The sequence below is a fragment of the Mesorhizobium sp. LCM 4577 genome, from assembly GCF_001854795.2.
Taxonomy (GTDB): domain Bacteria; phylum Pseudomonadota; class Alphaproteobacteria; order Rhizobiales; family Rhizobiaceae; genus Mesorhizobium; species Mesorhizobium plurifarium.
Genome location: NZ_MDDU01000001.1, coordinates 117739 through 144736 on the forward strand (window position 1 = coordinate 117739; position 26998 = coordinate 144736).

The window sequence follows — 26998 nt, forward strand, 5'->3', positions numbered from 1 at the left end:
GCGAAGCAAGGAGCGAAGCGACGCAGCGTAGACCCTAGGATCCATGCCGTTACATTGAAACGTCGCTCACGGTGCAGAATTCTGCTCCGCTGCACCGTACGGCCGAAGTCACGGCATGGATTCTCGAGTCGAGCCCGAGAATGACGAACGCGCGAGTTACCTTGCCAGATCCGCGACCACCGCATCGAGCACGATCATCCCTGCCGTCGTGGCGCGCAGCCTTGCATTGCCGACCGGCGCCACCAGCCCCTCCTCCTGCAGCACCGAAAGCCGCGCGCTCGAAAGGCCGCGCCCCGACAGCGCCTCGTAGCGCTGCAGGTCGATGCCTTCGGCGAGCCGCAAGCCCATCAGCAGGAACTCGTCGGCTTCTTCGGCGCGGGTCAGCACCTCGCCGCCGGTGACGCCATGGCCCTTGGCCTCGACCAGGTTGGCCCAGGTCTCCGGCATCCTTTCCGCTATTGTCACCGTGCGGCGGCCGTTCTCGACGAAACGGCCATGCGCGCCGGGCCCGACCCCGATATATTCGCCGTAGCGCCAATAGGTGAGGTTGTGCCGGCTCTCGGCGCCCGGCCGCGCGTGGTTGGAAATCTCATAGGCCGGCAGGCCGTGCGCCGCCGTCACCTCCTGCGTCAGCGCGTAAAGATCGGCGGCATGGTCGTTGTCGGGCAGCGTGAATTTCCTCGCCGCGTAAAGCGCGTGGAAGGGCGTGCCCTCCTCGATGGTGAGCTGGTAGAGCGACAGGTGGTCGACGGCATAGCCGATCGCCTGCTCCAGCTCCGCGCCCCACGCCTCCGGCGTCTGGCCGGGCCGCGCGTAGATCAGGTCGAAGGAAAGGCGCGGAAAAATCTCGCGCGCGAGGCCGATGGCGTGCAGCGCCTCCTCGACATTGTGCAGCCGGCCGAGGAAGCGCAGGTCCTTGTCGTTCAGCGCCTGCACGCCGAGCGAGACACGGTTGACGCCGGCGGCGCGATAACCGCGGAAGCGCTCGGCCTCGACCGAGGACGGATTGGCCTCCAGCGTCACCTCGATGCCGGCCGGCACCGTCCAGTTCCTCGCCACCGCGTCCAGCACGGCGCCGACGGTTTCAGGCTTCATCAGCGACGGCGTGCCGCCGCCGAGGAAGATGCTGGTCGCCTCGCGCGGCCCGGTGCGGTCGCGCATGGTTTTGAGCTCGGTCTCGAAGGCGCGGGCAAAACGCTCCTGGTCGACCGGCTGGTGGCGGACATGGCTGTTGAAGTCGCAGTAAGGACACTTGGCCGCGCAGAACGGCCAATGAATATAGACGCCGAAGCCGGGGCTGCGGTCGAGCGGTATCGTCACCGCGCTCATGCCGATCCTAGTCTGGCCAAGTCGAGGCGTGCCTCGGCGAATTTCTGGAAGGCGCGGGCGCGGTGCGAAAGCGCCGTCGCCTGGCCGGGCTTCCAGCCATGCTTTTCTTCCGCGCTCATCTCGCCAAAAGTCTTGTCGAAGCCGTTGGGCAAAAAGACCGGATCGTAGCCGAAGCCGAGCGTGCCGCGCGGTGGCCACACCAGCCTGCCTTCGGCCTCGCCGCGATAATATTCCGCCTCGCCATCCGGAAATGCCAGGCAGATGACGGCGACGAACCGGCCGGTGCGCTGTAAAGGCTCGGTCGCGCCAGCTTCCCGCAGCGCGGTCTCCGTCTTTTGCATGGCCATGCCGAAATCGCGTGACCCGTCCGGCTTTTCGGCCCAGTTGGCGGTGTAGACGCCCGGCGCGCCGTCGAGCGCGTCGACGCAGAGTCCGGAATCGTCCGACAGCGCCGGCAGGCCGGTCGCCTTGGCGGCGGCATAGGCCTTGATATAGGCGTTCTCCTCGAAGGTCGTGCCGGTCTCGTCCGGCTCGGGCAGGCCGTATTCCTTGGCCGATTTCGCCTCGAAGCCGAACGGCGCCATCAGGTCGGCGAATTCGCGCAGCTTGCCCGCGTTGTGGCTCGCGACGACGATCTTTTTTCCGTTCAAAGAATGCATCAGAAACCCCAGATCCTCGGCTCGGCGAACTCGATCGAATTGCCCGACGGGTCGCGGATATAGATCGAGTGCCCGCCCTGCGGCCATTCGAAATCGCTTTCGATGGCGACGTTGTTCGCTGCGAGATGCTTGCGCCACGCAGCGATCTCTTCGGCGGTTGCCGCAAAGCAAAGATGCCCCTCGCCGGCCGTGCCGTGCGGCGGCACTTTCAGCCTGGCGTCAGGCGCCGGCGGGATTTTGGTCGCCTCGGCATTGAAGAGGAGCAATACGCCGTCGCCGCAGCGGAAGAAGACGTGGCGGCCTTCGACCTTGCCGAGCGCCTGGAGGCCGATGATGTCGCGGTAGAAGGCTTCGGCGGCGGCGAGATCGGTGACGTAGAGGGCGGATTCGAGGATTGCGGAGGGAGTCACGAGGCCCCCCTCTCTGCCCTGCCGGGCATCTCCCCCTCAAGGGGGGAGATTGGCTGCGGCAACGCCGGCACCTCTCCTGCAACCTTGGCGATTGGCGAAAGTCGTCGTGACATCCGATCTCCCCCCTTGAGGGGGAGATGGCCGGCAGGCCAGAGAGGGGGGCCCAGGCTCGGCATCCGAAACCCTACGCCACCGCCATCTGCTGCAGGCTCACCAGCCGCGAAATGCCCTTCTTCGCCAGCCCCATCAGCGCCGCGAACTGCTCCTCGGAGAAGGGCTCGCCCTCGGCGGTGCCCTGGATCTCGACGATGCCGCCCTTGCCGGTCATGACGAAATTGGCGTCGGTGCCGGCCGAGGAATCCTCGAGGTAATCGAGGTCGATGACCGGCTGGCCGTCATGGATGCCGCAGGAGATCGCCGCGACATGGTCCTTCAGCACCTTGGCGACGCTGACCATCTGGCGCGCCTCCATCCAGCGCAGGCAGTCGTACAGCGCCACCCAGCCGCCGGTGATCGAGGCGGTGCGGGTGCCACCATCGGCCTGGATGACGTCGCAGTCGACGGTGATCTGCTGTTCRCCCAGTGCCTGCAGGTCGACCACGGCGCGCAAGCTCCGGCCGATCAGCCGCTGGATCTCCAGCGTGCGGCCGCCCTGCTTGCCAGCGGAAGCCTCGCGCCGCATGCGCTCGCCGGTCGAGCGCGGCAGCATGCCGTATTCGGCCGTCACCCAGCCCTTGCCGGAATTGCGCATCCAGGCCGGCACTTTTTCCTCAAGGCTCGCGGTGCAAAGCACATGCGTGTCGCCGAACTTCACCAGGCACGAGCCTTCGGCATGCTTGGACACGCCGCGCTCGAAGGAGATGGCGCGCATTTCGTCGGCTTGGCGTTTGGAGGGGCGCATCGAGGCTCTTTCTGTTCTTTCCCGGATTCGTCGGCGGCTTGTAGACGCATGCGGGGCAAGTCGCAAAGGAAAACGGCCGGGTAACCGCAAACACGGGACCCTGATCGCAAAAGCGGCACTGGGTTGCGCCGCTGTGGCTTAAGTCTATATCTTTTCGGCAGGAGGTTTCTCGCCGGAATGAACAAGCCAGTCGATCCGACGTCCCAAGGTCCCGGGCTTCAGTCGCCCGTACTTCAGTCACTCGACATGCGCTCGCGCGATATCTTCCGGCGGATCGTCGATTCCTATTTGCGCGACGGCGAGCCGGTCGGCTCGCGCAGCCTGTCGCGCATCCTGCCCTCCTCGCTGTCGCCGGCCACCATCCGCAACGTGATGAGCGACCTCGAGCATCTGGGGCTGATCTACGCGCCGCATGTTTCCGCCGGGCGGCTGCCGACCCAGACCGGGCTGCGTTTCTTCGTCGACGCCTTCATGGAGCTCGGCGATCTATCCGACGACGAGCGCCGCGCCATCGAGGCGCAGGTGCGCGCCTCCGGCTCGGGCGCGACGCTGGAGCATATGCTGACGGAGGCCAGCCAGATGCTGTCCGGCATGTCGCGCGGCGCCGGCCTCGTGCTTGCCTCCAAGAACGAGGTGGCGCTGAAGCACATCGAATTCATCCAGCTCGAGCCCACCAAGGCGCTTGCCGTGCTGGTGTCGCAGAACGGCGACGTCGAGAACCGCGTGATCGACCTGCCGGCCGGCATCACCGTGTCGCAACTGCACGAAGCCTCCAATTTCCTCAACGCCCATATCCGCGGCCGCACCTTGGCCGAGGCGCGCGTCGAGATCGCCCGAATCAAGGAGGAGACCCGCGCGGCGCTCGACACCTTGTCGCAGGATCTGGTCGAGAAGGGCCTCGCGGTCTGGGCCGGCGCCGAAAGCGGCCTGCCGGCGCGCCTCATCGTGCGCGGCCGCGCCAACCTGCTCGAAAACGTCACCGCCCAGGCCGATCTCGAATTGCTGCGCCATCTGTTCGAGGATCTCGAAACCCAGGACGGCCTGCTGCAGCTCCTCGACCTCGCCGAGGAAGGGCCGGGCGTGCGCATCTTCATCGGCTCGGAGAACAAGCTGTTTTCGCTGTCCGGCTCGTCGCTGGTCGTCGCCCCCTATCGCGACAAGGACGCCCGCGTCGTCGGCGCGCTCGGCGTCATCGGCCCGACGCGCCTGAATTACGCCCGCATCGTGCCGATGGTCGACTATACGGCGCAGCTGATTTCGCGCATGCTCCGCTAGGTATCGAGATTCAGGTGAGGCCGGCCTCACTGAATCTCGACACACCTAAGGTGGCTGCGGAGGAGAAAAAATGGCGCTGGAAGCAATCAAGGCCCAGATCGACCTCCTGCTTCAGGAAATGATCAACCAGCCCGAGGACGAGCACGAGATCCAGGAGCAGCTGCGCGAGAAATTGCGGGAGCTGCGCGCCATGGGCCTGCCCTTGCCGGCGGACCTCGTCGAGCTGGAAAAGCGCCTCGACGACGACCTGGATGCCGAGGAGGCCTGAGCGGCGCTCGGACAAATCCGCGCGCGCAAGCTTCTCTTTTCGAGCGCTTGCCCAATATGTCCTGTCTCTGGCGCCTGATTGAGTGGGGCGCGTTAGCAGACGACGGAGAACAGCATGATGCGGATCGCCGGCCTTGCGGGCCTCGCGCTGGTTTTTGCCACCGGCGCCTTTGCACAGCAGGCCGATCAGCCTCTGCTCAGCGGTGAAAAGGCCTTCGGCGACTGGAAGGCCGACCGCCCGGGCGTGCGCCGGCTGCTGAAGCCGCAAGATCAGCCGAAACCCGATGCGACGGAGTCCGCCTCCAATGGCGGCGGCGTCACCGACCGCCCCGAGGATGCGAAGCCAAAGCTTCCGCCCGGCTTCTCCGCCGAGCTGATCGCTTCCGGCATCGAAAATCCCCGCGTCGTGCGCGTGGCGCCGAATGGCGACCTCTTCGTCGCCGACAGCCGGGCGAACCAGGTCCGCGTCTATCGCCTCGCGGAAGGCAGCGCGAAGCCTGCGAAGGAATCGATCTTCGCCAAGGGCCTGACCCGGCCTTACGGCATCGCCTTCTACCCGCCGGGCGACAAGCCGCAATGGGTCTATGTCGCCAACAGCAACAGCGTCGTGCGCTTCCCCTATAGCGACGGCGACCTGGAAGCGTCCGCCAAGCCGGAAACCATCGTGGCCAAGGTCCCCGCCAGCCACCACTGGACGCGCGACATCGCCTTCTCGCCCGACGGCAAGACGCTCTATCTGTCGGTCGGCTCCGGCTCCAACATCGCCGAGGATATGGGCGCCAGGCCGAAGGGCGGTGTCGAGGAATGGGCTAAATCGCAGCCGCTGGGCGAGGCCTGGGGCGCGGAACAGGGCCGCGCCGACGTGCTGGCCTTCGATCCCGACGGCAAGAACCGCCGGACGGTCGCCACCGGCCTGCGCAACTGCTCCGGCATGACCGTGCAGCCGGCTACAGGGGCGCTCTGGTGCGTCGTCAACGAGCGCGACGAGCTTGGCGACAACACCCCCTTCGAATACGCGACCGCGGTGAAGGACGGCGCCTTCTATGGCTGGCCCTGGTATTACATCGGCGACAACGAGGACCCGCGCCACGAGGGCGCGCGCCCCGACCTCGCCGGCAAGGTCACGGTTCCGGATGTGCTGATGCAGGCGCATTCGGCGCCGCTCAACATCGCCTTCTACGAAGGCGGCAATTTTCCGGCTGATTATAGGGGCGACGCCTTCGTCGCGCTGCACGGTTCGTGGAACCGCAATGTCCGCACCGGCTACAAGGTGGTGCGGCTGAAATTCAAGGACGGCAAGCCGACCGGCGAATATGAGGATTTCGCCACCGGCTTCGTCATGTCGGACGACGAGGTCTGGGGCCGGCCGGTCGGCGTCGCCGTCGCCAAGGACGGCGCGCTGATCCTGACCGAGGACGGCAACGGCACGATCTGGCGCGTGACATATGGAGGGTAGTCCGTGGGCAGGCGTTCGATCCTGCGCGCAGGTCCCCCTCACCCGGATTGCCAACCGAATTGCGAAGGGCAATTCGGGGCAATCCGACCTCTCCCCAAGGGGAGAGGAGCAGGCCAGCGCCGGCGCCAACCTCTTCTCCCCTTGGGAGAAGGTGGCCGCGTAGCGGCCGGATGAGGGGGCTGGCGCAAACGAATCCGACCTTAGCGAATTCATTCCCGTTCGATTTCGTGCGACAAGCGCGTCCCTATCTCAGGGCTGCAACCATGACACTCACCGGCTTCCTCGCTTACAGCGCAGCCCTCGGCGTCGCCGCCGCCATTCCGGGCCCCGGCGTCACGGCGCTGGTCGCCCGCGCGCTCGGCTCCGGCTTCCGCTCCTCGCTTGCCATGTCGTTCGGCCTGATGCTCGGCGACCTCACCTATCTCACCGCCGTCGTGCTTGGGCTCGCCTTTGTCGCCMAGACCTTCGGCATGGTCTTCCTTGCCATCAAATGGGCCGGCGTCGCCTATCTCGCCTTCCTCGCCTGGCGCTTCTGGACCAGCGGCATCACGCCCGAAACCGTCGAGGCGCGGAAGGCCAAGGGCGGGCTGGTGTCGAGCTTCATCGCCGGGCTGACGGTGACGCTTGGCAATCCGAAGACGATGATCTTCTATCTCGCCATCACGCCGACCATCGTCGACCTGAAGACGATCACGCTTGCCGATTACGCCATCCTCGCGATGCTCACCGTGGTGGTGCTGTTCGTGGTGCTGGTGCCCTACCTGGCGCTGGCGGCCAAGGCGCGCTGGTTCCTGAAATCGCCGCGCGCGCTGAAGCTTCTCAACCGCACCGCCGCCGGCTTCATGATGGGGGCGGCGGCCGCCATCGCGGCCCGCCAATAAGGTATTGATATTCAGGTGAGGCCGGCCTGACCTGAATCTCAACACACCTTGGTGCGTGATCGCTTTGATTTCAGCCAAACCATTCCTGAAACCCGCTGCGGCGGGAAATGCATTTCCGGTCGCGGGTGCTTTTGAGCAACCGCCCCACTCGGATATTTTCCAGCCTCGGCCTATCTTGCGCGGCTGAAAGCCTTATTCTGTCAGCCTGTACCATTGCCCTGGGAGCGAAACCAATGAACAAGCCCGTCACCTCCGCGCGCGTGCCCGGCCGCGGCCGCGTCTACAATTCGATCACGGAGACGATTGGCGACACGCCGCTTGTCAGGCTGGACAAGTTCGCCAGGGAAAAGGGCATTGTCGCCAACCTCCTGGCCAAGCTCGAATTCTTCAACCCCATCGCCTCGGTCAAGGACCGTATCGGCGTCGCCATGATCGAGGCGCTGGAGGAAGCCGGCAAGATCGCGCCCGGCAAGACCACGCTGATCGAGCCGACCTCCGGCAACACCGGCATCGCGCTCGCCTTCGCCGCCGCTGCCAAGGGCTACAAGCTCATCCTCACCATGCCGGAGACCATGTCGGTCGAGCGCCGCAAGATGCTGGCGCTRCTCGGCGCCGAGCTGGTGCTGACCGAAGGCCCGAAAGGCATGAAGGGCGCCATCGCCAAGGCCGACGAGCTCGCCGCGACGCTGCCCAACGCCATCATCCCGCAGCAGTTCGAGAATCCGGCCAATCCCGAAATCCACCGCCGCACCACGGCCGAGGAGATCTGGAACGATACCAATGGCGAGGTCGACATCTTCGTTTCCGCCATCGGCACCGGCGGCACCATCACCGGCGTCGGCCAGGTGCTGAAGAAGCGCAAGCCTTCGCTGCAGGTCGTGGCGGTCGAGCCGGAGGCCTCGCCGGTGCTGTCGGGCGGCCAGCCCGGCCCGCACAAGATCCAGGGCATCGGCGCCGGCTTCGCGCCGAAAATCCTCGACACCTCGATCTATGACGAGGTCGTCAGGGTGTCGAACGAGGATTCGGTCGCCAATGCCCGCCTCGTCGCCCGCCTCGAAGGCGTGCCGGTCGGCATCTCCTCGGGCGCGGCGCTCCAGGCGGCCATCGTCGTCGGCTCGCGGCCGGAGAACAAGGGCAAGAACCTCGTCGTCGTCATCCCCTCCTTCGCCGAGCGCTATCTCTCCACCATCCTGTTCGACGGGCTGGGGGCTTAGGCGCGCATACCTCGGAGGGTGGCTTCAGCGGCCCCTCGCGGTCGTCATCCCTGGGCAGAGCAGCCGCGAAGCGGCGTCGCGGAGACCCTGGGATCCATTCCGTGACCTTGATCGAAGGGTGCAGCGGGGCAGAATTCTGCACCCTTGCTGCGCTTCGACGTCACGGAATGGATCCTCGGGTCTGCGCGTGTCGCTTCGCTCCTTGCTCCGCCCGTGGATGACGAAGGCGGGAACGCCTCGGCTAATCTCTAGAGTTTGCGGACCAGCGGTACTTCCGGAGCGGCTGGACTGTTCAAAAAGCGCCTGTGGCAGGCCCCGCCTGGCTTGAGCCAAGCGCCGCTTCCGGCTGATATCACCGCCGGCCCAATCGGCCGGCGGGAGGACTTCATGTACAAGCTCTACACGCGCCCGGGCAGCGGCGGCTTCGTCGTCGAGGCGGCGCTTGCCATGGCCGGCGTGCCCTTCGAGCAGATCGATGTGCCCAAGAAAGATCCGCCCGATCCGGCCTTTCTCGCCATCAGCCCGCTGAACCAGGTGCCGGCGCTGATGCTGCCCAACGGCCATTCGCTGACCGAATCCGCTGCAATCTGCATCCTGCTCGCCGAACGTCATCCACAGGCCGGCCTCGCGCCGGAGGCGGGCTCGCCCGGCCGCGCCGATTTCCTGCGCTGGATGGCCTTCATGTCGTCGGTGCTCTACCCGGCGGTGCTGCGGCTCTATTACGCTCACCGCTACACCGCCGATGGCGAAGGCCTGCGGCCGGTGAAGCAGGCGGCGCTCGCCGAGATGGATCGCGGTTTTGCCATTCTCGACCGGGCTCTGGCCGGCCGCGACTGGTTGGCCGGCGAGACGCTGTCACTCGCCGACATCTACCTCGTGATGCTTGTGGCCTGGCATCCCGAAGTGGAGAAAGCGCGGGCCGCTTGGCCGAACATCGAGCGCCTGTGGGCGAGGCTGCGCGAGAATGAGCTGATGCAAAAGCTGAACGCATCGCATGAGATGTGGGCTTAGAGTGCGCGGCGGTTGGGCTGGGCGGCACGCCTAGGAGATTGGGCGGAACGCCCATCACGTCGTCATCCACGGGCGGAGCAAGGAGCGAAGCGACGCGCGCAGACCCGAGGATCTATTCCGTGACTTATGAGCGCTGCTGCGGTCCAGAATTCTGCTCCGCTGCACTCTTCGATCAAGGTCACGGAATGGATTCCAGGGTCTCCGCGACGCCGCTTCGCGGCTGCTTCGCCCAGGAATGACGAAGTTGGGAGGCTTCCGCCAATCTCCAACGTTTGCGCCGATCCTGCATAAAAGATGATGAAGTTTGCCCGCCGAGTAACGGACAACCCCTTCTCTAAGTCCTTACGAGCTTCGCCTTCTCGCCCTGCAGGAAACGCCGCAGCGCCGGGTCGCGCTCGAGGCCGATCGCGCGGTCGTAGGATTCGATCGCCTGCCTGATGTTGCCGAGCCTTGCCAACAGCCCGGCGCGGGCGGCCCAATAGGGCTGGTAGTCCTGCAGCCTTCTGTCCTCGCCCAGCACGTAAAGCGCCGCCAGTCCGGCCGGGGCGCCCTCGGTTTCGGCGATCGCCACCGCGCGGTTGATCGCCACCACCGGCGATCCGGCCACGGCCTGCAGCGCGTCGTAAAGCTGGCGGATCGCCGCCCAGTCGGTGCCGCTGCCCCGCCGGCGCGCCGTATGGGCGGACTGCACGGCGGCCTCCAGCTGGTAGCGGCCGATGATGCCCTTTTGCGCGGCGCGCACCAGCAAGGCTTCCGCCTCGTCGATCAGCCTGTCGTCCCAGAGCGCGATATCCTGCTCGGCCAAAGGCACGAAATCCCCTTGCGCGCCGCGCCTTGCCGAGCGGCGCGCCTCGGCGAACAGCATCAGCGCCAGCAGTCCGAGCGCCTCCGGCTCGTCCGGCATCAGCGAGGCGACCAGCCGTCCGAGCCAGATGCCTTCGCCGGCGAGGTTGCGTCGCCTGGTATCGGTGCCGGTCGGGTCCGACCAGCCTTCGGCGAAAGTGGCGTAAATTGCTTCCAGCACGGCGCCCAGCCGCTCGCCGAGCTCCGCCTGCTCCGGCACGCGGAACGGGATCCCCGTCTCGCGGATGCGCGCCTTGGCCCGCACCAGCCGCTGTCCCATCGCCGCCGGCGAGACCAGGAAGGCCGAGGCGATGGTCGCGGCGTCGAAGCCGAGGATGGTCTGCAGGATCAGCGGCGCGCGCACGCTGGCTTCGATCGCCGGGTGGGCACAGGCGAACATCAGCCGCAACCGGTCGTCGGGCAGCTCCTCGCCGTTCATGCGCGCCTCCATTTCCTCGGCGATCAGCTGCAGATGGTCGCGCGCCGCCTCGCCGGTCAGCCGCCGCCGCACCGCGTCGACGTCGCGCCGGCGCGCCACCGACAGCAGCCAGGCTTCCGGCTGCTCCGGCACGCCGGTCTGCGGCCAGCGCTCCAGCGCGGTGGCGAAGGCATCGGCCAGCGCGTCCTCGGCGCCGGCGACATCGCGCGTGCGCGCCGCGAGCCACGCGACCAGCTTGCCGTAGCTGCGCCGGGCGGCCGCTTCCGCCGCCGCCCGCGCGATCCCCGAGCGATCATCCATCGCGGGTCACTCCGCGGCGGCGACGTACTCTGCCATTTCCCAGATCGGCCGCACCTCGACCGTGCCGCTGGAGGACGCGGGACAGCGCGCGCCCCATTCGATGGCCGTGTCGATGTCGGCCGCCTCGATCATGTAGAAACCCGCCAATTGCTCCTTGGTGTCGGCATAGGGGCCGTCGAGCACATTGGTCTTGCCGCTGGCGAGCCGCACCGAGGTGGCCGCCTGGGTCGGGCGCAGCCGCTCGCCGGCGATATAAGCGCCGGATTTCTTGAGCGCCTCGGTATAGGCGCCATAGGCCGCGAGGGTCTGTTGGGTCTGCTCTTTCGGGGCGTTCGCCATCGCGGCTTCGTCATTATAGATCAAAAGCATGTATCGCATGGTCTTCTCCCGTTTTCTGAAGGCCGCATCGTCGCGTGCCGACCTATGTCGCGCGGCGTCGGCCGATTTCGACAGGCGTCGGAAAAATCTTTCGTCCCCAAAGCAATCGAGCGCAAGCCAGCGCTTTTCGCCGCCACTCAACCGTTCGTCTAATCCGTTGATTTGCGGGTTGGCATTTGGCTCCTCCCGTCTAAACTCACGAGCTTCGCGTTGGGGAGGCGACGCGATCGTTTTAGGAGGAGAACCATATGCTCGATTTCAGGACGAAATTTGTTGCCGCCGGCGCTTTGGCGCTGTCGCTCGGCCTCGGCATCGCGACGGCCGGGGCGCAGGAATTCATCAATGTGCTCACCGGCGGCACGTCGGGCGTCTATTATCCGCTTGGCGTCGCGCTGTCGGAGATCTATGGCAAGGGCATCGCCGGCTCGCGCACGCAGGTTCAGGCGACCAAGGCCTCGGTCGAGAACCTGAACCTGTTGCAGCAGGGCAAGGGCGAGATCGCCTTCGCGCTCGGCGATTCCGTCAAGATGGCCGCCGAGGGCAACACCGAGGCCGGCTTCCCGGGCAAGCTCGACAAATTGCGCGGCATTGCCGCGATCTATCCCAATTACATCCAGATCGTCGCCAGTCAGGACTCCGGCATCAAGACGCTCGCCGACCTCAAGGGCAAGAGCCTGTCCGTCGGTGCGCCCGCCTCCGGCACCGAGCTCAACGCGCGCGCCATCTTCGCCGCCGCCGGTCTCAAATATGAGGATCTCGGACGGGTCGAATACCTGCCCTTCGCCGAGTCGGTCGAGCTGATCAAGAACCGCCAGCTCGATGCCACCTTGCAGTCGGCCGGCCTCGGCGTCGCCTCCATCCGCGATCTGGCGACTTCCGTGCCGATCAACGTCGTCGCCGTGCCGGCCGAGGACGTCGCCAAGATCGGGGCGCCCTATCTCTCCGTGGTCATTCCGAAAGGCACCTATGAAGGCCAGGCGGAAGACGTCGCCACCGCCGCGGTCGGCAATTTCCTGATCACCCGCGCCGACGTCTCCGACGACACCGCCTACCAGATGACCAAGCTGTTGTTCGAGCATCTCGACCAGCTCACCGCCGCCCATGCCGCCGCCAAGGCGATCGATCCGGCCAGGGCGCTGGACGGCATGCCCGTGGCGCTGCACCCCGGCGCGGAGAAATATTACAGGGAAAAAGGGCTGCTGAAGTAAGAGGGGCGCGGCTGATGGAGATGTCTTCGCCAGGCACCCCCCTCTGCCATTCACTCATCCTGGAGCCCGTCGGATGAGCGAAGCAAAGCCTGGAACGACAAGCGACGGCAAATCGGCCACGTTCCATCTCCCCGTTGCCGAAGAACAGGTCGAAGGTCTGCCGCCCGGCTTCGGCGAAGGCCTCGCCGGCAAGGCGGCCTTCCTCATCGCGGTCGCTTTCTCCGTCTTCCAGATCTACATCGCCGCCTATGGCAGCCTGCCCAGCCAGGTGGTGCGTGCCATGCATGTCGGCTTCCTGCTGCTGCTCGGTTTCGCCCTGATCGCCAATTTGCGCGCCACCGGCATGGCCGCGAAGGCCGCATTCTGGACGCTCGGCGTGCTGGGCTTCGGCACCGGCCTCTACAACTGGGTCTTCTACGCCGACCTCATCCGCCGCTCCGGCTTCCTGACCACGCCGGACCTGATCGTCGGCACGTTGCTGGTGGTGCTGGTCTTCGAGGCGGCGCGGCGGCTGATGGGCCTGCCGCTCGCGGTCATCGCCTTCATCTTCCTCGCCTATTGCTTCGTCGGCAATCATCTGCCGCCGCCGTTCATCCATCGCGGTTATGATTTCGCGCAGCTGGTCGACACCTTCGCCTACGGCACGGAAGGCATATACGGCACGCCGGTCTATGTCTCGGCCGCCTATATCTTCATCTTCGTCGTCTTTGCCGCCTTCCTCGAACGTGCCGGCATGATCGCGCTGTTCAACGATTTCGCGCTCGGCCTCGTCGGCTCGTGGCGCGGCGGCCCGGCCCAGGTCTGCGTGCTGTCCTCGGCGCTGATGGGCACCATCTCCGGTTCGGGCGTCGCCAATGTCGTCGCCAGCGGCCAGTTCACCATCCCGCTGATGAAGCGCTTCGGCTTCCGCTCCGCCTTCGCCGGCGCGGTCGAGGCGACCTCCTCGATGGGCGGCCAGATCATGCCGCCGGTGATGGGCGCCGTCGCCTTCATCATGGCCGAGACGCTGAACATCCCTTATGCCGAGGTCGTCAAGGCGGCGATCATTCCGGCGTTGCTTTATTTCGGCGCCTGCTTCTGGCAGGTGCATCTGGAGGCCGGCAAGGCCGGCCTGCACGGCATGGCCAAGGCGGAGCTTCCCAATCCCTGGGCGGCGGTGCGAAAMCACTGGCCGCTCGTGCTGCCGCTCGCCGTGCTGGTCTACCTGCTGTTTGCCGGCTACACGCCGATCTTCGCCGGCACGATGGGCCTCGCGCTGACCATCGTGCTCATCCTCGGGACGCCGCTGGCGGCCCTGATCGGACCGCTCGCCTTCCGTTTCGTCTTCTGGCTGGCGCTCGGGCTCGTCGCCGCCTCCTTCATGCGCTTCGGCGTCAACGTGCTGAGCCTCGTCATCGCGGCGCTCGTCATAGCCTGCCTCGCCTTCAAGGGCGGGCGCGAGACGCTGCGCATCTGTGTCGACTCGCTTGCCGAAGGGGCGAAGAACGCGCTTCCCGTCGGCATCGCCTGCGCCATCGTCGGCATCGTCATCGGCACGCTGACGCTCACCGGCATCGCCTCGACCTTCATCGGCTGGATCATCTCCATCGGCGAGAACAATCTGTTCCTGTCGCTGGTGCTCACCATGCTCACCTGCCTGGTTCTCGGCATGGGCATTCCGACGATCCCGAACTACATCATCACCTCCTCGCTTGCCGGGCCGGCGCTGCTGTCGCTCGGCGTGCCGCTGGTGGTGAGCCACATGTTCGTCTTCTATTTCGGCATCATGGCGGACCTGACCCCGCCGGTGGCGCTCGCCGCCTTCGCCGCCGCGCCGATGGCGAAGGAAAGCGGATTGAAGATCGGCATCCAGGCCACCAAGCTCGCCATTGCCGGCTTCGTCGTGCCGTTCATGGCCGTCTACACGCCGGCCCTCATGCTGCAGGACGCGGGCCCGATCGCCGCCTCGTTCGGCTATCCCGTCGAGGTCGCCTATATCGTCGTCAAGGCCTGCATGGGCATCGTGCTGTGGGGCGCCGCAGCCGTTGGCTTCCTCGCCCGCCGCATGGCCTTGTGGGAGCGTCTCGTCGCCTTCTGCGCCGGCCTGCTGCTGGTGGCCGCATTGCCGCTCACCGACGAGACCGGCTGGGTGCTGGCGCTGGCCTGGATCGCCTGGCACTGCTGGCGCGCCCGCCGGCTGTCCACGGCCGGCGCCGCATGAGCCTGTGCGTCCTCGCCGCCGGCAAGACGGTGACGCTCGCCGCCGCCGCCTTCACGCTGTCGTGGACGCATTCGGTGGAACGGACGCGCTGGCAGGAGGATTGGAAAGTGTCGCCGGCCGGACTGCAGGTGGTGCGGGCGCGGGTCAAGGGCTCCGGCGCCGGCATGGAGCCGCCCGAGGGCTCGGTGCTGCGGGACGGCTGGTGGGTCTATGCGCCGCGGATCGCACCCCAGCCGCGTCTCGTGCTCGCGGCGTCCGGCGCCACCGGTCAAGGCTGGACGCTGTGCACGGCCTCGGGCTGCCGGGAACTGGGTAGGACGGCCGGCGAACCCACCGTGCTCGAACCCTGCGCCGGCACGAGCCAGCCGCGGTAGCGCACGATCAGCCCGGCCGCCGGGTGCGATATCTCGACATCGAAGCGGAAGCGGCCGTCCTCGACGGTTTCGCAGGCGTTCGAGCGCGGGCAAAGCCACGTCGGCAATGGCAGGCCGAGAAAGCTCCAGCGGCGCAGCACGAGCCGAAGCCGGTTGCCGTCGACGGTCAGCGCCATGGCGAAGGTGAGCGGGCCGAAGCACTCGCAAAGCAGCCGCTCCGATCGGCCGCTTCCGGCGAACTGCCGGCTCGAGAAGCTGTGCGCGCCGAATGCGCGGATCCAGGTCTCGCCTTGCTCGTCGGCAACGAAGCGCACCTTGACGGGGACATCGGCCGCGCCAGGCGGGAAGCCGGCCATGCGCGCCGCAAGCCGGCTAAGCAGGCCGCTGCCGCGTTCGACGCTGGCGCGTCCGTACGCCATTGCCGCTYCCTCATGCATGGCGCGGATTTCGGCCGGAAGGCTTTGCCACGCATCGCCGAGCAGATCGGGATAGAGCGCCTTCCGCTCGCCGGTGTCGTCCCTGAAGCCGGTGTGGATCGTCTTTCCGGCGAACAGCGCTTCATAATCCTCCAGCTCGACGTCGCGCGTCGCCGCCCGCGCGCCTGGTGCGGGCATGCGGCCGTCGAGCGCCTTGCGGAGGATCGCCTCGACCGCCATGGACGGGATCAGCGGCCCGTCGTCGCCTTCGGCCAGAAGGTGCCAGGACCGCCTGATCGGTCTGCCGGCCTCGTCCGTGCCCTCGACCGCGACGAACATGCCGCCGCGATGCTCGCCCCATGACAGCCGGTTGGTCGCCCAATGCATCAGCGGCGCCAGCGGCGACAGCGAGCGGATGAGGCCGGTACGCACCAGCAAGGCCAGGCCGATCAGCGCCCGGTGCAGCACCTCGGGCACCGGCCCGGCGCCCATCCAGGTCGTGCTCGCTTCCGGCCACAGCGCCTGCAGCGCGCGCAGGTCCGGCACATCGACCAGCGAGAACAGCGTGTTCCGCACCGGCACGCGCCCGGGTGGCGCGATCGTATAGCGCATCTGCTCGGTGAGCGGATAACCCTTGGCCGGTCTGCCGCCCCGCATCAGCCGCACCGGCCGGCCGGCATAGCTCGCGATGGCGCGGATGACGTTTTCGCCGACACCGGCGAAGGGCGACGGCGCGATGCCGCCACGGATCGTGCCGACGCGCGCCATGCCGGCCGAAAGACGCCGCACCACCGCCGCCGTCAGCACCGGGAAGCTCGACACACCAGAGAGCGCCATCACGCCGGCCGCCTTGGCCGCGGCATCGAAGCCGGCAACGCCGGCGACGAAGTCCGAGCCGTCGGCAAGGTCGAGATAGTGGATGCGCGCGCCGATACAGGCTTCGATCAGCCGGTAGAGTCCCTCGCCATAGGCCTGGAACGGACCGCTGGCGTCGACAACGATGTCGGGCAGCAAGGCGGCGAGCTGCGCGCCGAGATCGCCGTCGCGGTCGAACGTCGCCGGCATGAGCCTGGCCTTGGTCGTGCCCCGCTCTTTGCAGCAGGCCTCGGCCTTGGCGAGCGACCGGCCGGCGATGATGAGCTCGAGGCGCGGTTCGTTCTCCAGGAGCTGGACGATGCGTCCGCCGAAGGTGCCGTAGCCGCCGACGATGAGAAGCTTCATACCTTACCCCCAGCCGGTCTTGCCGGAATCGTCGTTAGCCGATCAGCCGCTCCCGCAACTCGGCTGAAGGTATCTCGCAACTGTCCTTGCGGCCGAACAGCGCGTAGCGGTTCTTGGCGACGCGGTCGTAGAGCCAGTCGCGCAGCGGCCGCGGCAGGATGAGCAGCGCCTTCGCCGCGCGCCATGGCCAGCCGAGCGCGGCCATGACGGCGACGAAACTGTCGAGCTTGGTGAAGGCCGCGCCGTCGATGATGGCGAGGTTGCTGTCGTAATCGTCGGTCGGCAGGCTATGCAGGCGAAACAGCGCCTGGCCCAGCGGCGACTGCGCCGTGGCGAAGCGGAAGCGCTTTTCCCGGTCGAGCCTGAGGATGAGCTGGACGAAGCCCGAGCAGAACACGCAGACGCCGTCGAAGACGATCAACGGCTGGCGGGCGTTATAGGCCTGGCGCGGGAAATCAGGACTTTCGGGCAGGTCGGTCATCGCGGCCCCGGCTGCTTGTGCCCCTAAAGCAATTCCAGGAAAAGTGTGAGCGGTTTTCCGTCCGGAATTGCGTCAAACTAGGGAGACACTAAGCCAGCCGGCGGCGGCGTCAAAGTCGCGGCGTTGTCGCACGCCAGTTGGCGGCAAGCGTCAGGCGCTCGGCGCGATAGGTGGTGGCGCGCTGGTCGGCGGCCGGCCGGCAGATGCGGCTGTGGTGGGCGCGTAGGCGGGTCATCTCAGTTCGCGCTGACGCCGAGCGAATTGCCGCGACGCGCGCAGGCCGGACCCGGGCCGCGCATGTAATAACGCTCCGGCCGGTAGGTCGGCGCGACGAATTCGCGAATGGCGGCGGCGTAGCCGGCGATGTGATTCCAGAAGTGCATTTTACTTGGTCCCTGTCCCGCTTTCGGATGTCCCGTCCGAATTGTTCGAGAGCATAGCGTCGAGGCGTGAATAGTCGGTGAACGTGATGTTAATTTCTGGTCCGAAACTCGTTGCATCATGGCCGGATTGCGGCTGATTCGCGGTCTTTCGGTGCCTTTCGCCGCCTTTCCGGCTCGTGTGACTTTTGCATCACATATGTTTCGTTCCGATGTCGCTTGGCCGCGCTTCTGTTTCACCTTCGCCCAGCGGCAGGAAATTTCCTTTTGCGCGGCCGGACGGACAGGAACCTGTCGCAGAAGGCAACGTTGACCCGTAAGGCCGGGCAGCCCGGCCGTGTTGACGGCCGTCCGCCGCGCAACTTCCCGGCAATGCGAAACATGGAAAGGCAAACCGCCATGGGCTTCTTTTCGAAAGACATCAAGACGCTGGACGATCTCTTCATCCACACGCTGCGCGACATCTACTATGCCGAGAAGCAGATCGAGAAATCGCTGCCGAAGATGATCGACAAGGCGACCGATCCGCAATTGAAAGCCGGCTTCGAGAAGCATCTCACCCAGACCAAGGGTCATATCGAACGGGTCGAGCAGGTGTTCGAGCTGCACGGCGTGAAGGCCAAGACCGTCAACTGCCCTGCCATCGACGGCATCCTCGAAGAGGCCGATGAAGYCAGCGGCGATGTTGAGGACAAGGAGGTCCTCGATGCGGCGCTGATCGCCTCCGCGCAGGCCGTCGAGCATTATGAGATAACGCGCTACGGYACGCTGATCGCCTGGGCCAAGCAGCTCGGCCGCAGCGACTGCGCCAATGTGCTGGCCAAGAACCTCAAGGAAGAAGAGGCGACCGACCGCAAGCTCACTGAGATCGCCGAAAGCAAGGTCAACCTGCAGGCCGCCGAATAGCCTGACGATAGGGTCGGCGCATGGCGTCGGCCTTCCCGTCTCCGGGGAACCGAAGCGGCGTTCCGGCCGTTTCGGTTTGTCCGATGTTGCCCCGATGCTGCAAGGAGTGTTCGTCATGGCGCCGCGACCCGCCTGGAGCGGTTATCTGAAGCTTTCGCTGGTCACCTGCGCTATCCAACTGAGCAACGTCGTCACCCACGCCGAGAAGGTGTCCTTCCACATCCTCAACCGCAAGACCGGCAACAGGGTCCGGCGTGTCTATGTCGACCAGAAAAGCGGCAAGCCGCTGGAAGAGGATGAGGAGGTCAGGGGCTTCGAGGTCGGCAAGGACGAATTCATCCGCATCGAGGACGAGGATATCGAGGCGGTCCAGATAGAGTCCTCGCACACGCTCGATCTCGACGGCTTCGTCGACAAGGCTTCGATCGATCAGGTCTATCTCGACACGCCCTATTACGTCTCGCCGGCAGACAAGGTTTCGGAGGAGGCCTTCGCCGTCATCCGCGATGCGCTTGCGGAGAAGAAAATGGCCGGCTTGGCCCGCATCGTGCTTTATCAGCGGGAGCGCCCGGCGATGATCGAGCCGTTCGGCAAAGGCATGCTGCTGACGACGCTGCGCTACGGAGACACGGTGCGCGACGCGTCCGGCATCTTCGCCGACATCCAGTCCGCGAAGCTGGACGGCGAGATGGTCGGGTTGGCCGAGACTATCATCGACAAGAAGAAGGCGAAGTTCGACCCTGCAAAGTTCAGGGATCGCTATGAGGAATCGCTGCTCGAGCTGGTTCGCTCCAGGAAGGCCGGGAGAAAGGCGCCGAAGGCCAAGGCATCGCCGAAACCGTCCAATGTCGTTAACCTGTTCGACGCGCTGAAGAAGAGCCTCAACGCCGACGACGGCAAAGCCGGCAAGGCATCGTCCAAAGCGCCGGCCAAACGAGCGAAGGCCAAGGCCGCGCCGAAGCGCAAGTCCGCATAGGAGCCCGCGATGGCGAGCCTCGAACAATATCAAGCCAAGCGCGATTTCAAGAAAACCGCCGAGCCGGCCGGCAAGGTGAAGCGCGGCAAGCAGGGCGGCGGCATCTTCGTCGTCCAGAAGCATGCCGCGACCCGGCTTCACTATGATTTCCGCCTGGAACACGACGGCGTGTTGTGGAGCTGGGCGGTGACGCGAGGCCCGAGCCTCGACCCGCATGAGAAGCGGCTGGCCGTGCATGTCGAGGATCACCCGATCGACTACGCCTCCTTCGAAGGCACAATTCCGAAGGGCCAATATGGCGGCGGTTCGGTCCTGGTCTGGGACGAAGGCAGATGGACGCCCGACGGCGATCCGGCCAAGGGCATGAAGAAGGGCCATATCGACTTCGAGCTCGATGGCCACAAGCTCAACGGCCGCTGGCATCTGGTCAGGCTGAAGCCCCGCCCCGGCGAGAAGCGCGACAACTGGCTGCTGATCAAGTCCAGCGATGCCGCCGCCCGGCCGGGCGAGGACATTCTCCAGCAGGAACCGAAATCGGTGAAGTCCGGCCTGACCATCGAGGAGATCGGCGAAGGCAAGGCTGCCAGGGGGCAGACACCGAAGGTCTGGCAATCGAACAAGCCGGCTGTCCGCAAGGCCAAGGCCGGGCAGGCCAGGCGGCTGGAATTCATCGAGCCGCAATTGGCGACGCTGGAGAAGGAAGCACCGGGCGGCGATGATTGGCTGCACGAAGTGAAATTCGACGGCTACCGCATGCAAGCGCAAATCGAAGGCAGCGAGGTCAGGCTGTTCACCCGCGCCGGCCTCGACTGGACGGAGAAGTTCGAGGGGCCGATCACCGCCGAGCTGGCCAAATTGAAATGCCGCGACGCCATCATCGACGGCGAGGTCGTGGTGCTGGCCGACAATGGTGTGTCGTCCTTCCCGCTGCTGCAGGCGGATCTGTCGGCCCGCCGCGCCGACCGCATGATCTATTATGTCTTCGACCTGATGCGGCTCGACGGCGAGGATTTGCGCCGCGAATCGCTGGTCGAGCGCAAGCAGGCGCTGGCCGAGCTGCTCGGCGAGCAGCCCCAGGATTCGGCGCTGCGCTTCAGCGACCATTTCCACGAGCCCGGCAAGGTCATGCTGCAGCATGTCTGCCGCATGGGCCTGGAAGGCGTGGTGTCGAAGCGCGCCGACGCGCCTTACCGCAGCGGACGGGGCCTCAGCTGGATCAAGTCGAAATGCACGCTCAGGCAGGAATTCGTCATCGGCGGCTATCTGCCCTCCGACAAAACAGGCCGGGGCGTGCGCTCGCTGCTCGTCGGCTTCAATGAAGGCGGCAAGCTGCGTTACGCCGGCCGCGTCGGCACCGGCTTTTCCGGCAAGGTGCTGACGGATTTGAAAAAGAAGCTCGACGCGCGCGAGGCGAAGGCCTCGCCCTTCTCGGCCGCTGTGCCGAAGGGCAAGGGCCTCACTTTCGTCAAGCCGGAACTTGTCGGCGAGGTGGAGTTCCGCAGCTGGACATCCGACCGTATAATCCGCCACGCCTCGTTCCAGGGACTGCGCGAGGACAAGCCGGCGGAGGAAGTCGTGCAGGAAAAGCCGAAGCAAGCCGGCAAGGCCGAGAGCGAAGCGAAGACGGCCAGCGGCAAGACCGCGCCGGGAAAATCGGCCGGAACGGCGAAGACCTCGATAAAGCTCTCGCATCCCGACAAGCTGCTGTGGCCCGACGAGAAGGTTTCGAAACAGGACCTGCTCGATCATTACGCGCTGGTCTGGCCGCGCATGGAGCAATTCGTCGTCAACCGGCCGCTGAGCCTGGTGCGGGCGCCGGACGGCATCCACGGCCAGCGCTTCTTCCAGAAACACGCCTCGCCCGGCATGAGCGACAAGATCGCCAGGATGAAGGACCCGACCGATGGCGAGGAGATCCTCTACATCAAGGATTTCGACGGGCTGGCGGCGCTTGTCCAGTACGGCGTGGTCGAGGTGYATATCTGGGGCTCGACGATCGATGCGCTGGAACAGCCGGACCAGATCATCTTCGACCTCGATCCGGACGAAGGCGTCGATGTCGGCAAAGTGCGCGAGGCGGCGCTCGACATCCACAGGCAGCTCGATGAGCTGTCGCTGCCCAATTTGGTCAAGACCTCCGGTGGCAAAGGCTATCACGTGCTGGTGCCGCTGAAACCCTCGGCGGAGTGGGACGAGGTCAAGGATTTCGCCCATGATTTCGCCCGCGCGCTGGAGCAGGCGGCACCCGACCGTTACACGGCGACGCTGTCGAAGAAGGCGCGCACGGGCAAGATCTTCGTCGACTATCTGCGCAACGGCCGCGGCGCGACCACGGTCGCGCCCTATTCCTCGCGCGCCAAGAAGGGCGCCACGATATCGATGCCAGCAACCTGGCCGGACATCAAGAAGGGCTTGGCGCCGAATGCATTCCCGCTGGGGGATGAAACCACGCTGGCGCAGCTGAAGAAGGCTGATCCGTGGAAGGATTTCTTCAAGCTGGGGAAGGCGCTGAAGCGGGGGTGAATCGCGCCGACATTGCGAGGCTGTCATTTCCTGCGCAGCCCTACGCCAGAAACACCCTCTCGAACGCCTGCCTGCCCGTCGGCGAGAACACCACGGCGCGACTGTCCTTCTCGCGCCGCGCCCATTTCTCGGCGATGATCTTGTCGAGGATGGCGGCGCCCAGCGTGCCGGCCAGATGCGACCGCCGCACGCTCCAGTCGAGGCAGGCGCGGCATACCGGCCGCCGCGCCTTGGCGTGGATCTCGATGCCCAGCGCGGAAAAATGCGAGGCGCCGGCCGGCGTGAGCCTGATCTGGTCGTCGTCGCGCAGCAAAAGCTTCCTGTCGAAGAGCCGGTCGAGCATCGCCACCGCCTGCTCGCCGGCGAGGTGGTCGTAGCAGACGCGCGCCACGCGCATGGCCGCATCGCGCGGGCCGGGCCGCACGCGCTTTGGGCCGACCGCTTCGGCGACGCCGATGATCGCCTCGATCATGCCGGCCACCTGCGCGCTGGCGAGCCCGTAATAGCGGTGGCGGCCTTGGCTCGCCAAGGTGAGCAGCCCGCCCTCCATCAGCTTCGACAGATGCGAGGAAGCCGTGGGTAGCGACACGCCGGCTTCCAGCGCCAGTTCCGACGCCGTCAGCGCCGTGCCGCCCATCAACGCGTTCAGCATGTTGGCGCGGGCCGGGTCGCCGACCAGGCTGGCGATGCGGGCGATGTCCGGTCCTTCGCGCATGGTTCGATCCTCATCGAAGCATTCTTGTCAGGGAAGCATTATTCTGGGGCCATCTCAAGCAGCCCGGGCAAACACTCCTGACAGGAGAATGCCTAGCACATTCGCGCCAGTGATGCTTCGATCGCGGTCGAAGCATCGATGTGCGGAAGACAAGGAGACCCGACATGACCATCACCTGCTTCATCCGCTACGAGATCGACCCGTTCGGCAAGGCGGCCTTCGAGCAATATGCGCGCGCCTGGGGCCAGGCCATTCCGCGCTGCGGCGCCGACCTGATCGGCTATTACGCCCCGCATGAAGGCTCGGCCACCACGGCCTATGCCGCCTACAACATCGAGAGCCTCGCGGCCTATGAAGCCTATCGCGCGCGGCTTGCCGAAGACCCGGCCGGCAAGGCAAACTACGAATTCGCGCGGCGCGAGAAGTTCATCTTGAAGGAAGATCGCGTCTTCCTGAGGCTGGTGTCCGGCCCGCATGGCCCAAGGCAGGTCTTTCGGACCTAGAGCAATTCCAGGAAAAGTGCATAGCGGTTTTCCGTCCGGAATTGCGCGGAACAAATAGTCGACGGTCAAGGAAGGGATAGAGGCATGATCGCTGTCATCTTCGAGGTCGAGCCGGCGGAAGGAAAGCGCGATGCCTATCTCGGCATCGCCGCCGACCTCAAGCCGCTGCTCGAGCGCATCGACGGTTTCATCTCGGTCGAGCGTTTCCAGAGCCTGACCGACCCGAAGCGCGTGCTGTCGCTGTCCTTCTGGCGCGACGAGGAAGCGGTGAAGGCCTGGCGCACCACCGAGGAGCACCGCCAGGCGCAGCAGGCCGGCCGCGGCGGCATCTTTGCCGGCTATCGTCTGCGCATCGCCCATGTGGTGCGCGACTACGGGCTGACGGAAAGGGCGGAAGCGCCGGCGGATAGCAGGACCGTGAACGGGTAGGCGCGGCTYCCCCTTCTCCCCTTGTGGGAGAAGGTGTCGCCGAAGGCGACGGATGAGGGGTGCTCCAGCTTGGCGTCGCCGGAGGAGACGGCGAGTTTGCCGACGTCTCACTCCRCTGGAACACCCCTCATCCGTCTCGGCGCTAACGCGCCGATCCACCTTCTCCCACAAGGGGAGAAGGGGAGCTGGCGCTATGCATTCCCTATCAGCACGCCGGCGCCGAACACCAGCGCGCCGCCCAGCACCACCTGGAAGGCGGCGCGCCAGAAGGGTGTCTGCATGTAACGGTTCTGGATGAAGGCGATCGCCCAGAGCTCGAAGAACACCACCACCGCCGCGACGATCGTCGCCGTCCAGAAATAGGGGATGAGATAGGGCAGTGCGTGGCCGAGCCCTCCCAGCGTCGTCATGATGCCGACGGTGAGGCCGCGCTTGATCGGCGAACCGCGTCCCGACAGCTTGCCGTCGTCGGAGGCGACCTCGGTGAAGCCCATCGAGATGCCGGCGCCGATCGAGGCGGCGAGGCCGACGAGGAAAGTCTGGAATGTCGCATGCGTGGCGAAGGCGGCGGCGAAGATCGGCGCCAGCGTCGACACCGATCCGTCCATCAATCCGGCCAGCCCGGGCTGCACATAGGTGAGGATGAACTGGCGCTGCTCCGCGCTCGCTTCCTCCTCCTTGACTGCACCCGGCACGTGCTCCTGCTCCAGGTCGTGCGCCGAGCTCTCGTGGCCTTGCTCGGCCAAGGCGAGATCGTCGAGCAGCTTTCGCGTCGAGGCGTCGGTGGTCCGCTTGGCCGCCTCGACATAGAAGCGGTAGGCCTGCCGCTCCATATCCTCGGCCTGCCGGCGCACATGCTCGATGCCGAGCGGCCGCACCAGCCAGTCCGGCTTGCGCTCGTAATAACCCCTCACATGCTCGCGCCGGATCAGGGGAATGCGATCGCCGAAGCGCTTGCGGTGAAGCTCGATGAGGGAATCGCGGTGGCCGTCCTCCTCCTCGGCCATCGCCTCGAACACCTTGGCCGATTGCGGAAAGTCCTGCGCCAGGCCGTCGGCATAGGCGCGGTAGATGCGCCCGTCATCCTCCTCGGAAGAGATCGCCAGCGCCAGGATCTCCTGCTCCGACAGCGAATCGAAGGAACGGCGGCCGAAGCCGAATACACGGGAAAGCATGATGAAACCACTCTAGTTTAGAATGATTCTAAACTAGGATCTTGGCTGACCAACGTCAATTGCGAACGGCACGGCTGCACGCGCGAAACAGTGATCCCGCGTTACCCGGCCGACCCTTCATTATCACCGAATGTTAGCCTATATGGCTGACGACAACCGAAATTGAAGGAAGCCCGGCATGACGGACAAGAAGCCATCGCACGCATTTGACGCCAAACCGGTTCTCGATCTCATCGCCAGCATCGAGGCCGACCTGCAGCGCCTGAAGGGCCTTGTCGAGGAACAGCTCGAGAAATTCGACCCCGCCAACCCGCACAACAAGACACCGGACGGCAAGCTGACCGAGGAAGGTGCGGAGTGCTGCTACCGCATGTTCGACGAGGGCAAGTCGCGCTACACCGTCGCCCAGCAGATGAAGATCTCCTTCGCCGCCGCCACCCATCGCTTCAACACATGGCGCAAGCTGGGCGGCAGCAAAAGGACGAAGACGCTCCTGGGGTGAGGGGGCGGTTCGCTTAGAGCAATTCCAGGAAAAGTGTGAGCGGCTTTTCGTCCGGAATTGCGTAAAAACAAAGAGATAGAGCGGTTCGCCGTTTCCGTAAAACGGTGAAACGCTCTAGTGATGGGAGGGCGGCTGAGGACGGCTCCGCCCGGCATCCAGTCCTACTGCTCTTCCGTCGTCGCCATGCCTTCGAATTCCGGAAGCCAGCGCAGGGCCGACCGGTGCCATTTCTGTTGTCTCGGAACGAGGTCCTGACGCTGCCGGGCGGTCCCGACCCTGATGCCATAGACCTTCGGGCCGTCGCCAACGGACGTTGCGTAGAGGTGCGAGCCGCAGTCGGCGCAAAAAGCCTGGGCGCGCCTAGCGCCGCTCGCCACGACCTTGATGTAGATTTTTGGCGCGCCCTTGGTGATCCTGTAGTCGCTTTCCGGCGCCGGAACAGTGACGCGAAAGGCCGTTCCGGTCAGCTGCTGGCAGTCCGTGCAGTGGCAGATCGAGGTCTTCTCAGGATCGACTTCCGCCTCATAGGTGATCGCGCCGCAATGGCATCCGCCGTCGATCTTCATCGGCATTCCTCCTTACAAACTTCGCTGTGTTCAAGCTAACTCTCGTCCGACGCCTCGACCATGGCCTCGCGCCGCCGCTCCCATGTGCCAGTCGCCTGCGGTTTTACAAAGAGCCTGGAGATTTGCGGCATTTCCTTCTTGAGCCTTGCCTCCAGGCGCTCGACGCAGGCTTCGATCTCGGGCGCGGTGAGATGATCCTCGAATTCAATGCTCAGGCCCGCGACGATCTCCTCGGGGCCGATATGGACGCTCAATATGCCGTTAGCCCGCTGCACCGCCGGATCCTCTTKGGCGATCGCCAGGACCTGCTTCTGCACCTCTGGCGAGGCGGGCTCGCCCATGAGCAGTCCCTTGCTTTCGCGCGCTAGGAAAACCGCGGTCGCCCCGAGGATGATTGAAATGCCGATCGAGCCGACACCGTCGAGCTCCGGGATCTCCAGGAGCTCGGCGGACAGGATGCCGGCGAACGCGACGATGAGGCCGAGCAGCGCGGCGCTGTCCTCGAACAGCACCGTGTAGACGCTGGGGTCCTTGCTGCGGCGCACCGCCTGGAACCAGCCCTGCCTGCCCTTCTGCTGCCGGAACTCCTTCAGCGCGACCAGCCATGAGCTGCCCTCGAACAGGAAGGAAAGACCGAGCACGGTATAGTTGACCTTGGCGTTGACGACCGGCTCGGGCGCCATGATGTGGATGACGCCCTCGTAGAAGGACACGCCGGCGCCGAGCGCGAACACCAGAAGCGCGACGATGAAGCTCCAGAAATAGAGCTCGCGTCCGTGGCCGAGCGGGTGGGTGCGGTCGGGCGGCCGCGCGGCGCGGCGCATGCCGTAGAGGAGCAGCGCCCCGTTGCCGGTGTCGACCAGCGAATGCACCCCTTCCGACAGCATGGCGGACGAACCGGTGAAGGCCGCCGCCGCGAATTTGGTGAGCGCGATCGCCAGGTTGCCGGCAAGCGCAGCGTAGATCACCCGTCTCGATCCGCTATGTCCTGCCATCCGATCTCCCGACGCGCCCCAGCCTGGAGGGACACTGAAACTCCACAGACAATGCGCCAGGCAAT

At 65.7% G+C, this 26998-nt stretch carries 29 protein-coding genes; 15 read left to right on the forward strand and 14 right to left on the reverse strand.

The genetic code is table 11. The features are described from left to right. Window positions 1-156 precede the first annotated feature (156 nt). From hemW to rph, 4 genes are all read right to left on the reverse strand, one after another. Window positions 157-1329, reverse strand: a complete 1173-nt coding sequence (hemW, locus tag LCM4577_RS00580; RefSeq protein ID WP_071069019.1) for a radical SAM family heme chaperone HemW — start codon at window positions 1327-1329, stop codon at window positions 157-159. Further along, a complete protein-coding gene (gene rdgB, locus LCM4577_RS00585; protein ID WP_071069021.1) occupies window positions 1326-1988 on the reverse strand; it encodes an RdgB/HAM1 family non-canonical purine NTP pyrophosphatase in 663 nt (220 codons plus the stop codon). Before rdgB ends, hemW begins: the two co-directional genes overlap by 4 nt. Continuing rightward, window positions 1988-2398, reverse strand: coding sequence for a VOC family protein (locus LCM4577_RS00590; protein ID WP_040986388.1), 411 nt, complete (start codon window positions 2396-2398; stop codon window positions 1988-1990). The genes rdgB and LCM4577_RS00590 overlap by 1 nt, the downstream gene beginning before the upstream one ends. Before the next feature lie 184 nt (window positions 2399-2582). Further along, window positions 2583-3299, reverse strand: a complete 717-nt coding sequence (gene rph / locus LCM4577_RS00595; protein ID WP_027169620.1) for a ribonuclease PH — start codon at window positions 3297-3299, stop codon at window positions 2583-2585. Window positions 3300-3476: 177 nt separating this feature from the next. Between rph and hrcA the strand changes: the two genes are divergently transcribed. The 6 genes from hrcA (at window position 3477) to LCM4577_RS00625 (ending at window position 9403) form a co-directional block, all read left to right on the forward strand. Beyond that, the gene (gene hrcA / locus LCM4577_RS00600) at window positions 3477-4574 is read left to right on the forward strand and encodes a heat-inducible transcriptional repressor HrcA (protein ID WP_040986392.1); all 1098 of its coding nucleotides are present in this window, start codon (window positions 3477-3479) and stop codon (window positions 4572-4574) included. 70 nt (window positions 4575-4644) lie between these two features. After that, window positions 4645-4842, forward strand: coding sequence for a hypothetical protein (locus tag LCM4577_RS00605; RefSeq protein WP_040986394.1), 198 nt, complete (start codon window positions 4645-4647; stop codon window positions 4840-4842). A 114-nt stretch (window positions 4843-4956) separates the two neighbouring features. After that, window positions 4957-6297: a sorbosone dehydrogenase family protein gene (locus tag LCM4577_RS00610; RefSeq protein WP_071069023.1), complete on the forward strand. Its 1341-nt coding sequence runs from the start codon at window positions 4957-4959 to the stop codon at window positions 6295-6297. 263 nt (window positions 6298-6560) lie between these two features. Beyond that, on the forward strand, window positions 6561-7178 hold the full coding sequence (locus tag LCM4577_RS00615; RefSeq protein WP_071069828.1) for a LysE family translocator: 618 nt from the start codon (window positions 6561-6563) through the stop codon (window positions 7176-7178). Window positions 7179-7411: 233 nt separating this feature from the next. After that, window positions 7412-8392, forward strand: a complete 981-nt coding sequence (gene cysK / locus LCM4577_RS00620; protein ID WP_071069025.1) for a cysteine synthase A — start codon at window positions 7412-7414, stop codon at window positions 8390-8392. A gap of 387 nt (window positions 8393-8779) precedes the next feature. Then, entirely contained in the window at window positions 8780-9403 is a 624-nt protein-coding gene (locus tag LCM4577_RS00625) for a glutathione S-transferase family protein (protein WP_071069027.1), read from the forward strand. A 334-nt stretch (window positions 9404-9737) separates the two neighbouring features. Here LCM4577_RS00625 and LCM4577_RS00630 read toward each other — a convergent pair whose 3' ends face one another. Further along, the gene (locus LCM4577_RS00630) at window positions 9738-10985 is read right to left on the reverse strand and encodes an RNA polymerase sigma factor (RefSeq protein WP_071069029.1); all 1248 of its coding nucleotides are present in this window, start codon (window positions 10983-10985) and stop codon (window positions 9738-9740) included. 6 nt (window positions 10986-10991) lie between these two features. After that, a complete protein-coding gene (locus tag LCM4577_RS00635; protein ID WP_071032477.1) occupies window positions 10992-11363 on the reverse strand; it encodes a YciI family protein in 372 nt (123 codons plus the stop codon). A 248-nt stretch (window positions 11364-11611) separates the two neighbouring features. Between LCM4577_RS00635 and LCM4577_RS00640 the strand changes: the two genes are divergently transcribed. The 3 genes from LCM4577_RS00640 (at window position 11612) to LCM4577_RS00650 (ending at window position 15145) form a co-directional block, all read left to right on the forward strand. Beyond that, a complete protein-coding gene (locus LCM4577_RS00640) occupies window positions 11612-12571 on the forward strand; it encodes a TAXI family TRAP transporter solute-binding subunit (protein ID WP_071069031.1) in 960 nt (319 codons plus the stop codon). A 73-nt stretch (window positions 12572-12644) separates the two neighbouring features. Next, entirely contained in the window at window positions 12645-14771 is a 2127-nt protein-coding gene (locus LCM4577_RS00645; protein WP_071069033.1) for a TRAP transporter permease, read from the forward strand. Then, the gene (locus tag LCM4577_RS00650; RefSeq protein ID WP_040986408.1) at window positions 14768-15145 is read left to right on the forward strand and encodes a DUF1850 domain-containing protein; all 378 of its coding nucleotides are present in this window, start codon (window positions 14768-14770) and stop codon (window positions 15143-15145) included. Before LCM4577_RS00645 ends, LCM4577_RS00650 begins: the two co-directional genes overlap by 4 nt. Here the strand turns inward: LCM4577_RS00650 and LCM4577_RS00655 are convergent. The 4 genes from LCM4577_RS00655 to LCM4577_RS00670 all read right to left on the reverse strand — a co-directional run bounded on the left by LCM4577_RS00655 (window position 15040) and on the right by LCM4577_RS00670 (window position 17646). Beyond that, on the reverse strand, window positions 15040-16782 hold the full coding sequence (locus LCM4577_RS00655; RefSeq protein ID WP_071069035.1) for an SDR family oxidoreductase: 1743 nt from the start codon (window positions 16780-16782) through the stop codon (window positions 15040-15042). The genes LCM4577_RS00650 and LCM4577_RS00655 overlap by 106 nt on opposite strands. 34 nt (window positions 16783-16816) lie before the next feature. Beyond that, on the reverse strand, window positions 16817-17263 hold the full coding sequence (locus tag LCM4577_RS00660) for a thiol-disulfide oxidoreductase DCC family protein (RefSeq protein WP_040986410.1): 447 nt from the start codon (window positions 17261-17263) through the stop codon (window positions 16817-16819). A 109-nt stretch (window positions 17264-17372) separates the two neighbouring features. After that, on the reverse strand, window positions 17373-17498 hold the full coding sequence (locus tag LCM4577_RS00665) for a hypothetical protein (protein ID WP_274534963.1): 126 nt from the start codon (window positions 17496-17498) through the stop codon (window positions 17373-17375). A 1-nt stretch (window position 17499) separates the two neighbouring features. Continuing rightward, window positions 17500-17646 (reverse strand): hypothetical protein, encoded by a 147-nt coding sequence (locus tag LCM4577_RS00670; RefSeq protein WP_116389945.1) that lies wholly within the window; start codon window positions 17644-17646, stop codon window positions 17500-17502. A 396-nt stretch (window positions 17647-18042) separates the two neighbouring features. On the opposite strand from LCM4577_RS00670, the gene LCM4577_RS00675 reads away from it, so the two are divergent. From LCM4577_RS00675 to ligD, 3 genes are all read left to right on the forward strand, one after another. Continuing rightward, the gene (locus tag LCM4577_RS00675) at window positions 18043-18549 is read left to right on the forward strand and encodes a ferritin-like domain-containing protein (RefSeq protein WP_071069037.1); all 507 of its coding nucleotides are present in this window, start codon (window positions 18043-18045) and stop codon (window positions 18547-18549) included. Window positions 18550-18664: 115 nt separating this feature from the next. Beyond that, the gene (locus LCM4577_RS00680) at window positions 18665-19525 is read left to right on the forward strand and encodes a Ku protein (RefSeq protein ID WP_040986520.1); all 861 of its coding nucleotides are present in this window, start codon (window positions 18665-18667) and stop codon (window positions 19523-19525) included. 9 nt (window positions 19526-19534) lie between these two features. After that, the gene (gene ligD, locus LCM4577_RS00685; RefSeq protein WP_071069039.1) at window positions 19535-22048 is read left to right on the forward strand and encodes a DNA ligase D; all 2514 of its coding nucleotides are present in this window, start codon (window positions 19535-19537) and stop codon (window positions 22046-22048) included. Window positions 22049-22088: 40 nt separating this feature from the next. Here the strand turns inward: ligD and LCM4577_RS00690 are convergent, their stop codons facing one another. After that, a complete protein-coding gene (locus tag LCM4577_RS00690; protein WP_040986414.1) occupies window positions 22089-22763 on the reverse strand; it encodes a helix-turn-helix transcriptional regulator in 675 nt (224 codons plus the stop codon). Between the two features lie 164 nt (window positions 22764-22927). On the opposite strand from LCM4577_RS00690, the gene LCM4577_RS00695 reads away from it, so the two are divergent. Both LCM4577_RS00695 and LCM4577_RS00700 read left to right on the forward strand, forming a co-directional pair. Continuing rightward, the gene (locus tag LCM4577_RS00695) at window positions 22928-23266 is read left to right on the forward strand and encodes an NIPSNAP family protein (protein WP_041010076.1); all 339 of its coding nucleotides are present in this window, start codon (window positions 22928-22930) and stop codon (window positions 23264-23266) included. An 84-nt stretch (window positions 23267-23350) separates the two neighbouring features. Further along, window positions 23351-23695, forward strand: coding sequence for an antibiotic biosynthesis monooxygenase (locus LCM4577_RS00700; RefSeq protein WP_040986416.1), 345 nt, complete (start codon window positions 23351-23353; stop codon window positions 23693-23695). Window positions 23696-23886: 191 nt separating this feature from the next. Here LCM4577_RS00700 and mbfA read toward each other — a convergent pair whose 3' ends face one another. Then, window positions 23887-24870 (reverse strand): iron exporter MbfA, encoded by a 984-nt coding sequence (gene mbfA / locus LCM4577_RS00705; protein WP_040986418.1) that lies wholly within the window; start codon window positions 24868-24870, stop codon window positions 23887-23889. A 178-nt stretch (window positions 24871-25048) separates the two neighbouring features. Here mbfA and LCM4577_RS00710 point away from each other — a divergent pair, with 178 nt between their 5' ends. Next, complete coding sequence (locus tag LCM4577_RS00710) at window positions 25049-25372, forward strand: hypothetical protein (RefSeq protein ID WP_040986419.1); 324 nt, start codon at window positions 25049-25051, stop codon at window positions 25370-25372. Window positions 25373-25533: 161 nt separating this feature from the next. On the opposite strand, the gene LCM4577_RS00715 is transcribed toward LCM4577_RS00710, so the two are convergent. Together LCM4577_RS00715 and LCM4577_RS00720 are read right to left on the reverse strand one after the other, a co-directional pair. Next, window positions 25534-25938: a GFA family protein gene (locus tag LCM4577_RS00715; RefSeq protein ID WP_041010137.1), complete on the reverse strand. Its 405-nt coding sequence runs from the start codon at window positions 25936-25938 to the stop codon at window positions 25534-25536. Between the two features lie 35 nt (window positions 25939-25973). Further along, a complete protein-coding gene (locus LCM4577_RS00720; RefSeq protein WP_071069041.1) occupies window positions 25974-26933 on the reverse strand; it encodes a cation diffusion facilitator family transporter in 960 nt (319 codons plus the stop codon). Between the last annotated feature and the right edge of the window lie 65 nt (window positions 26934-26998).

What these genes read in the sequence shown, in the direction of transcription:
- LCM4577_RS00635 (WP_071032477.1), bottom strand. Translation starts at nt 11,363, where the DNA reads ATGCGATACATGCTTTTGATCTATAATGACGAAGCCGCGATGGCGAAC.
- LCM4577_RS00610 (WP_071069023.1), top strand. Translation starts at nt 4,957, where the DNA reads ATGATGCGGATCGCCGGCCTTGCGGGCCTCGCGCTGGTTTTTGCCACC.
- mbfA (WP_040986418.1), bottom strand. Translation starts at nt 24,870, where the DNA reads ATGCTTTCCCGTGTATTCGGCTTCGGCCGCCGTTCCTTCGATTCGCTG.
- LCM4577_RS00605 (WP_040986394.1), top strand. Translation starts at nt 4,645, where the DNA reads ATGGCGCTGGAAGCAATCAAGGCCCAGATCGACCTCCTGCTTCAGGAA.
- LCM4577_RS00700 (WP_040986416.1), top strand. Translation starts at nt 23,351, where the DNA reads ATGATCGCTGTCATCTTCGAGGTCGAGCCGGCGGAAGGAAAGCGCGAT.
- LCM4577_RS00690 (WP_040986414.1), bottom strand. Translation starts at nt 22,763, where the DNA reads ATGCGCGAAGGACCGGACATCGCCCGCATCGCCAGCCTGGTCGGCGAC.
- LCM4577_RS00695 (WP_041010076.1), top strand. Translation starts at nt 22,928, where the DNA reads ATGACCATCACCTGCTTCATCCGCTACGAGATCGACCCGTTCGGCAAG.
- hemW (WP_071069019.1), bottom strand. Translation starts at nt 1,329, where the DNA reads ATGAGCGCGGTGACGATACCGCTCGACCGCAGCCCCGGCTTCGGCGTC.
- LCM4577_RS00660 (WP_040986410.1), bottom strand. Translation starts at nt 17,263, where the DNA reads ATGACCGACCTGCCCGAAAGTCCTGATTTCCCGCGCCAGGCCTATAAC.
- LCM4577_RS00715 (WP_041010137.1), bottom strand. Translation starts at nt 25,938, where the DNA reads ATGAAGATCGACGGCGGATGCCATTGCGGCGCGATCACCTATGAGGCG.
- LCM4577_RS00650 (WP_040986408.1), top strand. Translation starts at nt 14,768, where the DNA reads ATGAGCCTGTGCGTCCTCGCCGCCGGCAAGACGGTGACGCTCGCCGCC.
- LCM4577_RS00640 (WP_071069031.1), top strand. Translation starts at nt 11,612, where the DNA reads ATGCTCGATTTCAGGACGAAATTTGTTGCCGCCGGCGCTTTGGCGCTG.
- LCM4577_RS00625 (WP_071069027.1), top strand. Translation starts at nt 8,780, where the DNA reads ATGTACAAGCTCTACACGCGCCCGGGCAGCGGCGGCTTCGTCGTCGAG.
- hrcA (WP_040986392.1), top strand. Translation starts at nt 3,477, where the DNA reads ATGAACAAGCCAGTCGATCCGACGTCCCAAGGTCCCGGGCTTCAGTCG.
- LCM4577_RS00630 (WP_071069029.1), bottom strand. Translation starts at nt 10,985, where the DNA reads ATGGATGATCGCTCGGGGATCGCGCGGGCGGCGGCGGAAGCGGCCGCC.
- LCM4577_RS00710 (WP_040986419.1), top strand. Translation starts at nt 25,049, where the DNA reads ATGACGGACAAGAAGCCATCGCACGCATTTGACGCCAAACCGGTTCTC.
- LCM4577_RS00665 (WP_274534963.1), bottom strand. Translation starts at nt 17,498, where the DNA reads ATGACCCGCCTACGCGCCCACCACAGCCGCATCTGCCGGCCGGCCGCC.
- LCM4577_RS00680 (WP_040986520.1), top strand. Translation starts at nt 18,665, where the DNA reads ATGGCGCCGCGACCCGCCTGGAGCGGTTATCTGAAGCTTTCGCTGGTC.
- LCM4577_RS00670 (WP_116389945.1), bottom strand. Translation starts at nt 17,646, where the DNA reads ATGCACTTCTGGAATCACATCGCCGGCTACGCCGCCGCCATTCGCGAA.
- rdgB (WP_071069021.1), bottom strand. Translation starts at nt 1,988, where the DNA reads ATGCATTCTTTGAACGGAAAAAAGATCGTCGTCGCGAGCCACAACGCG.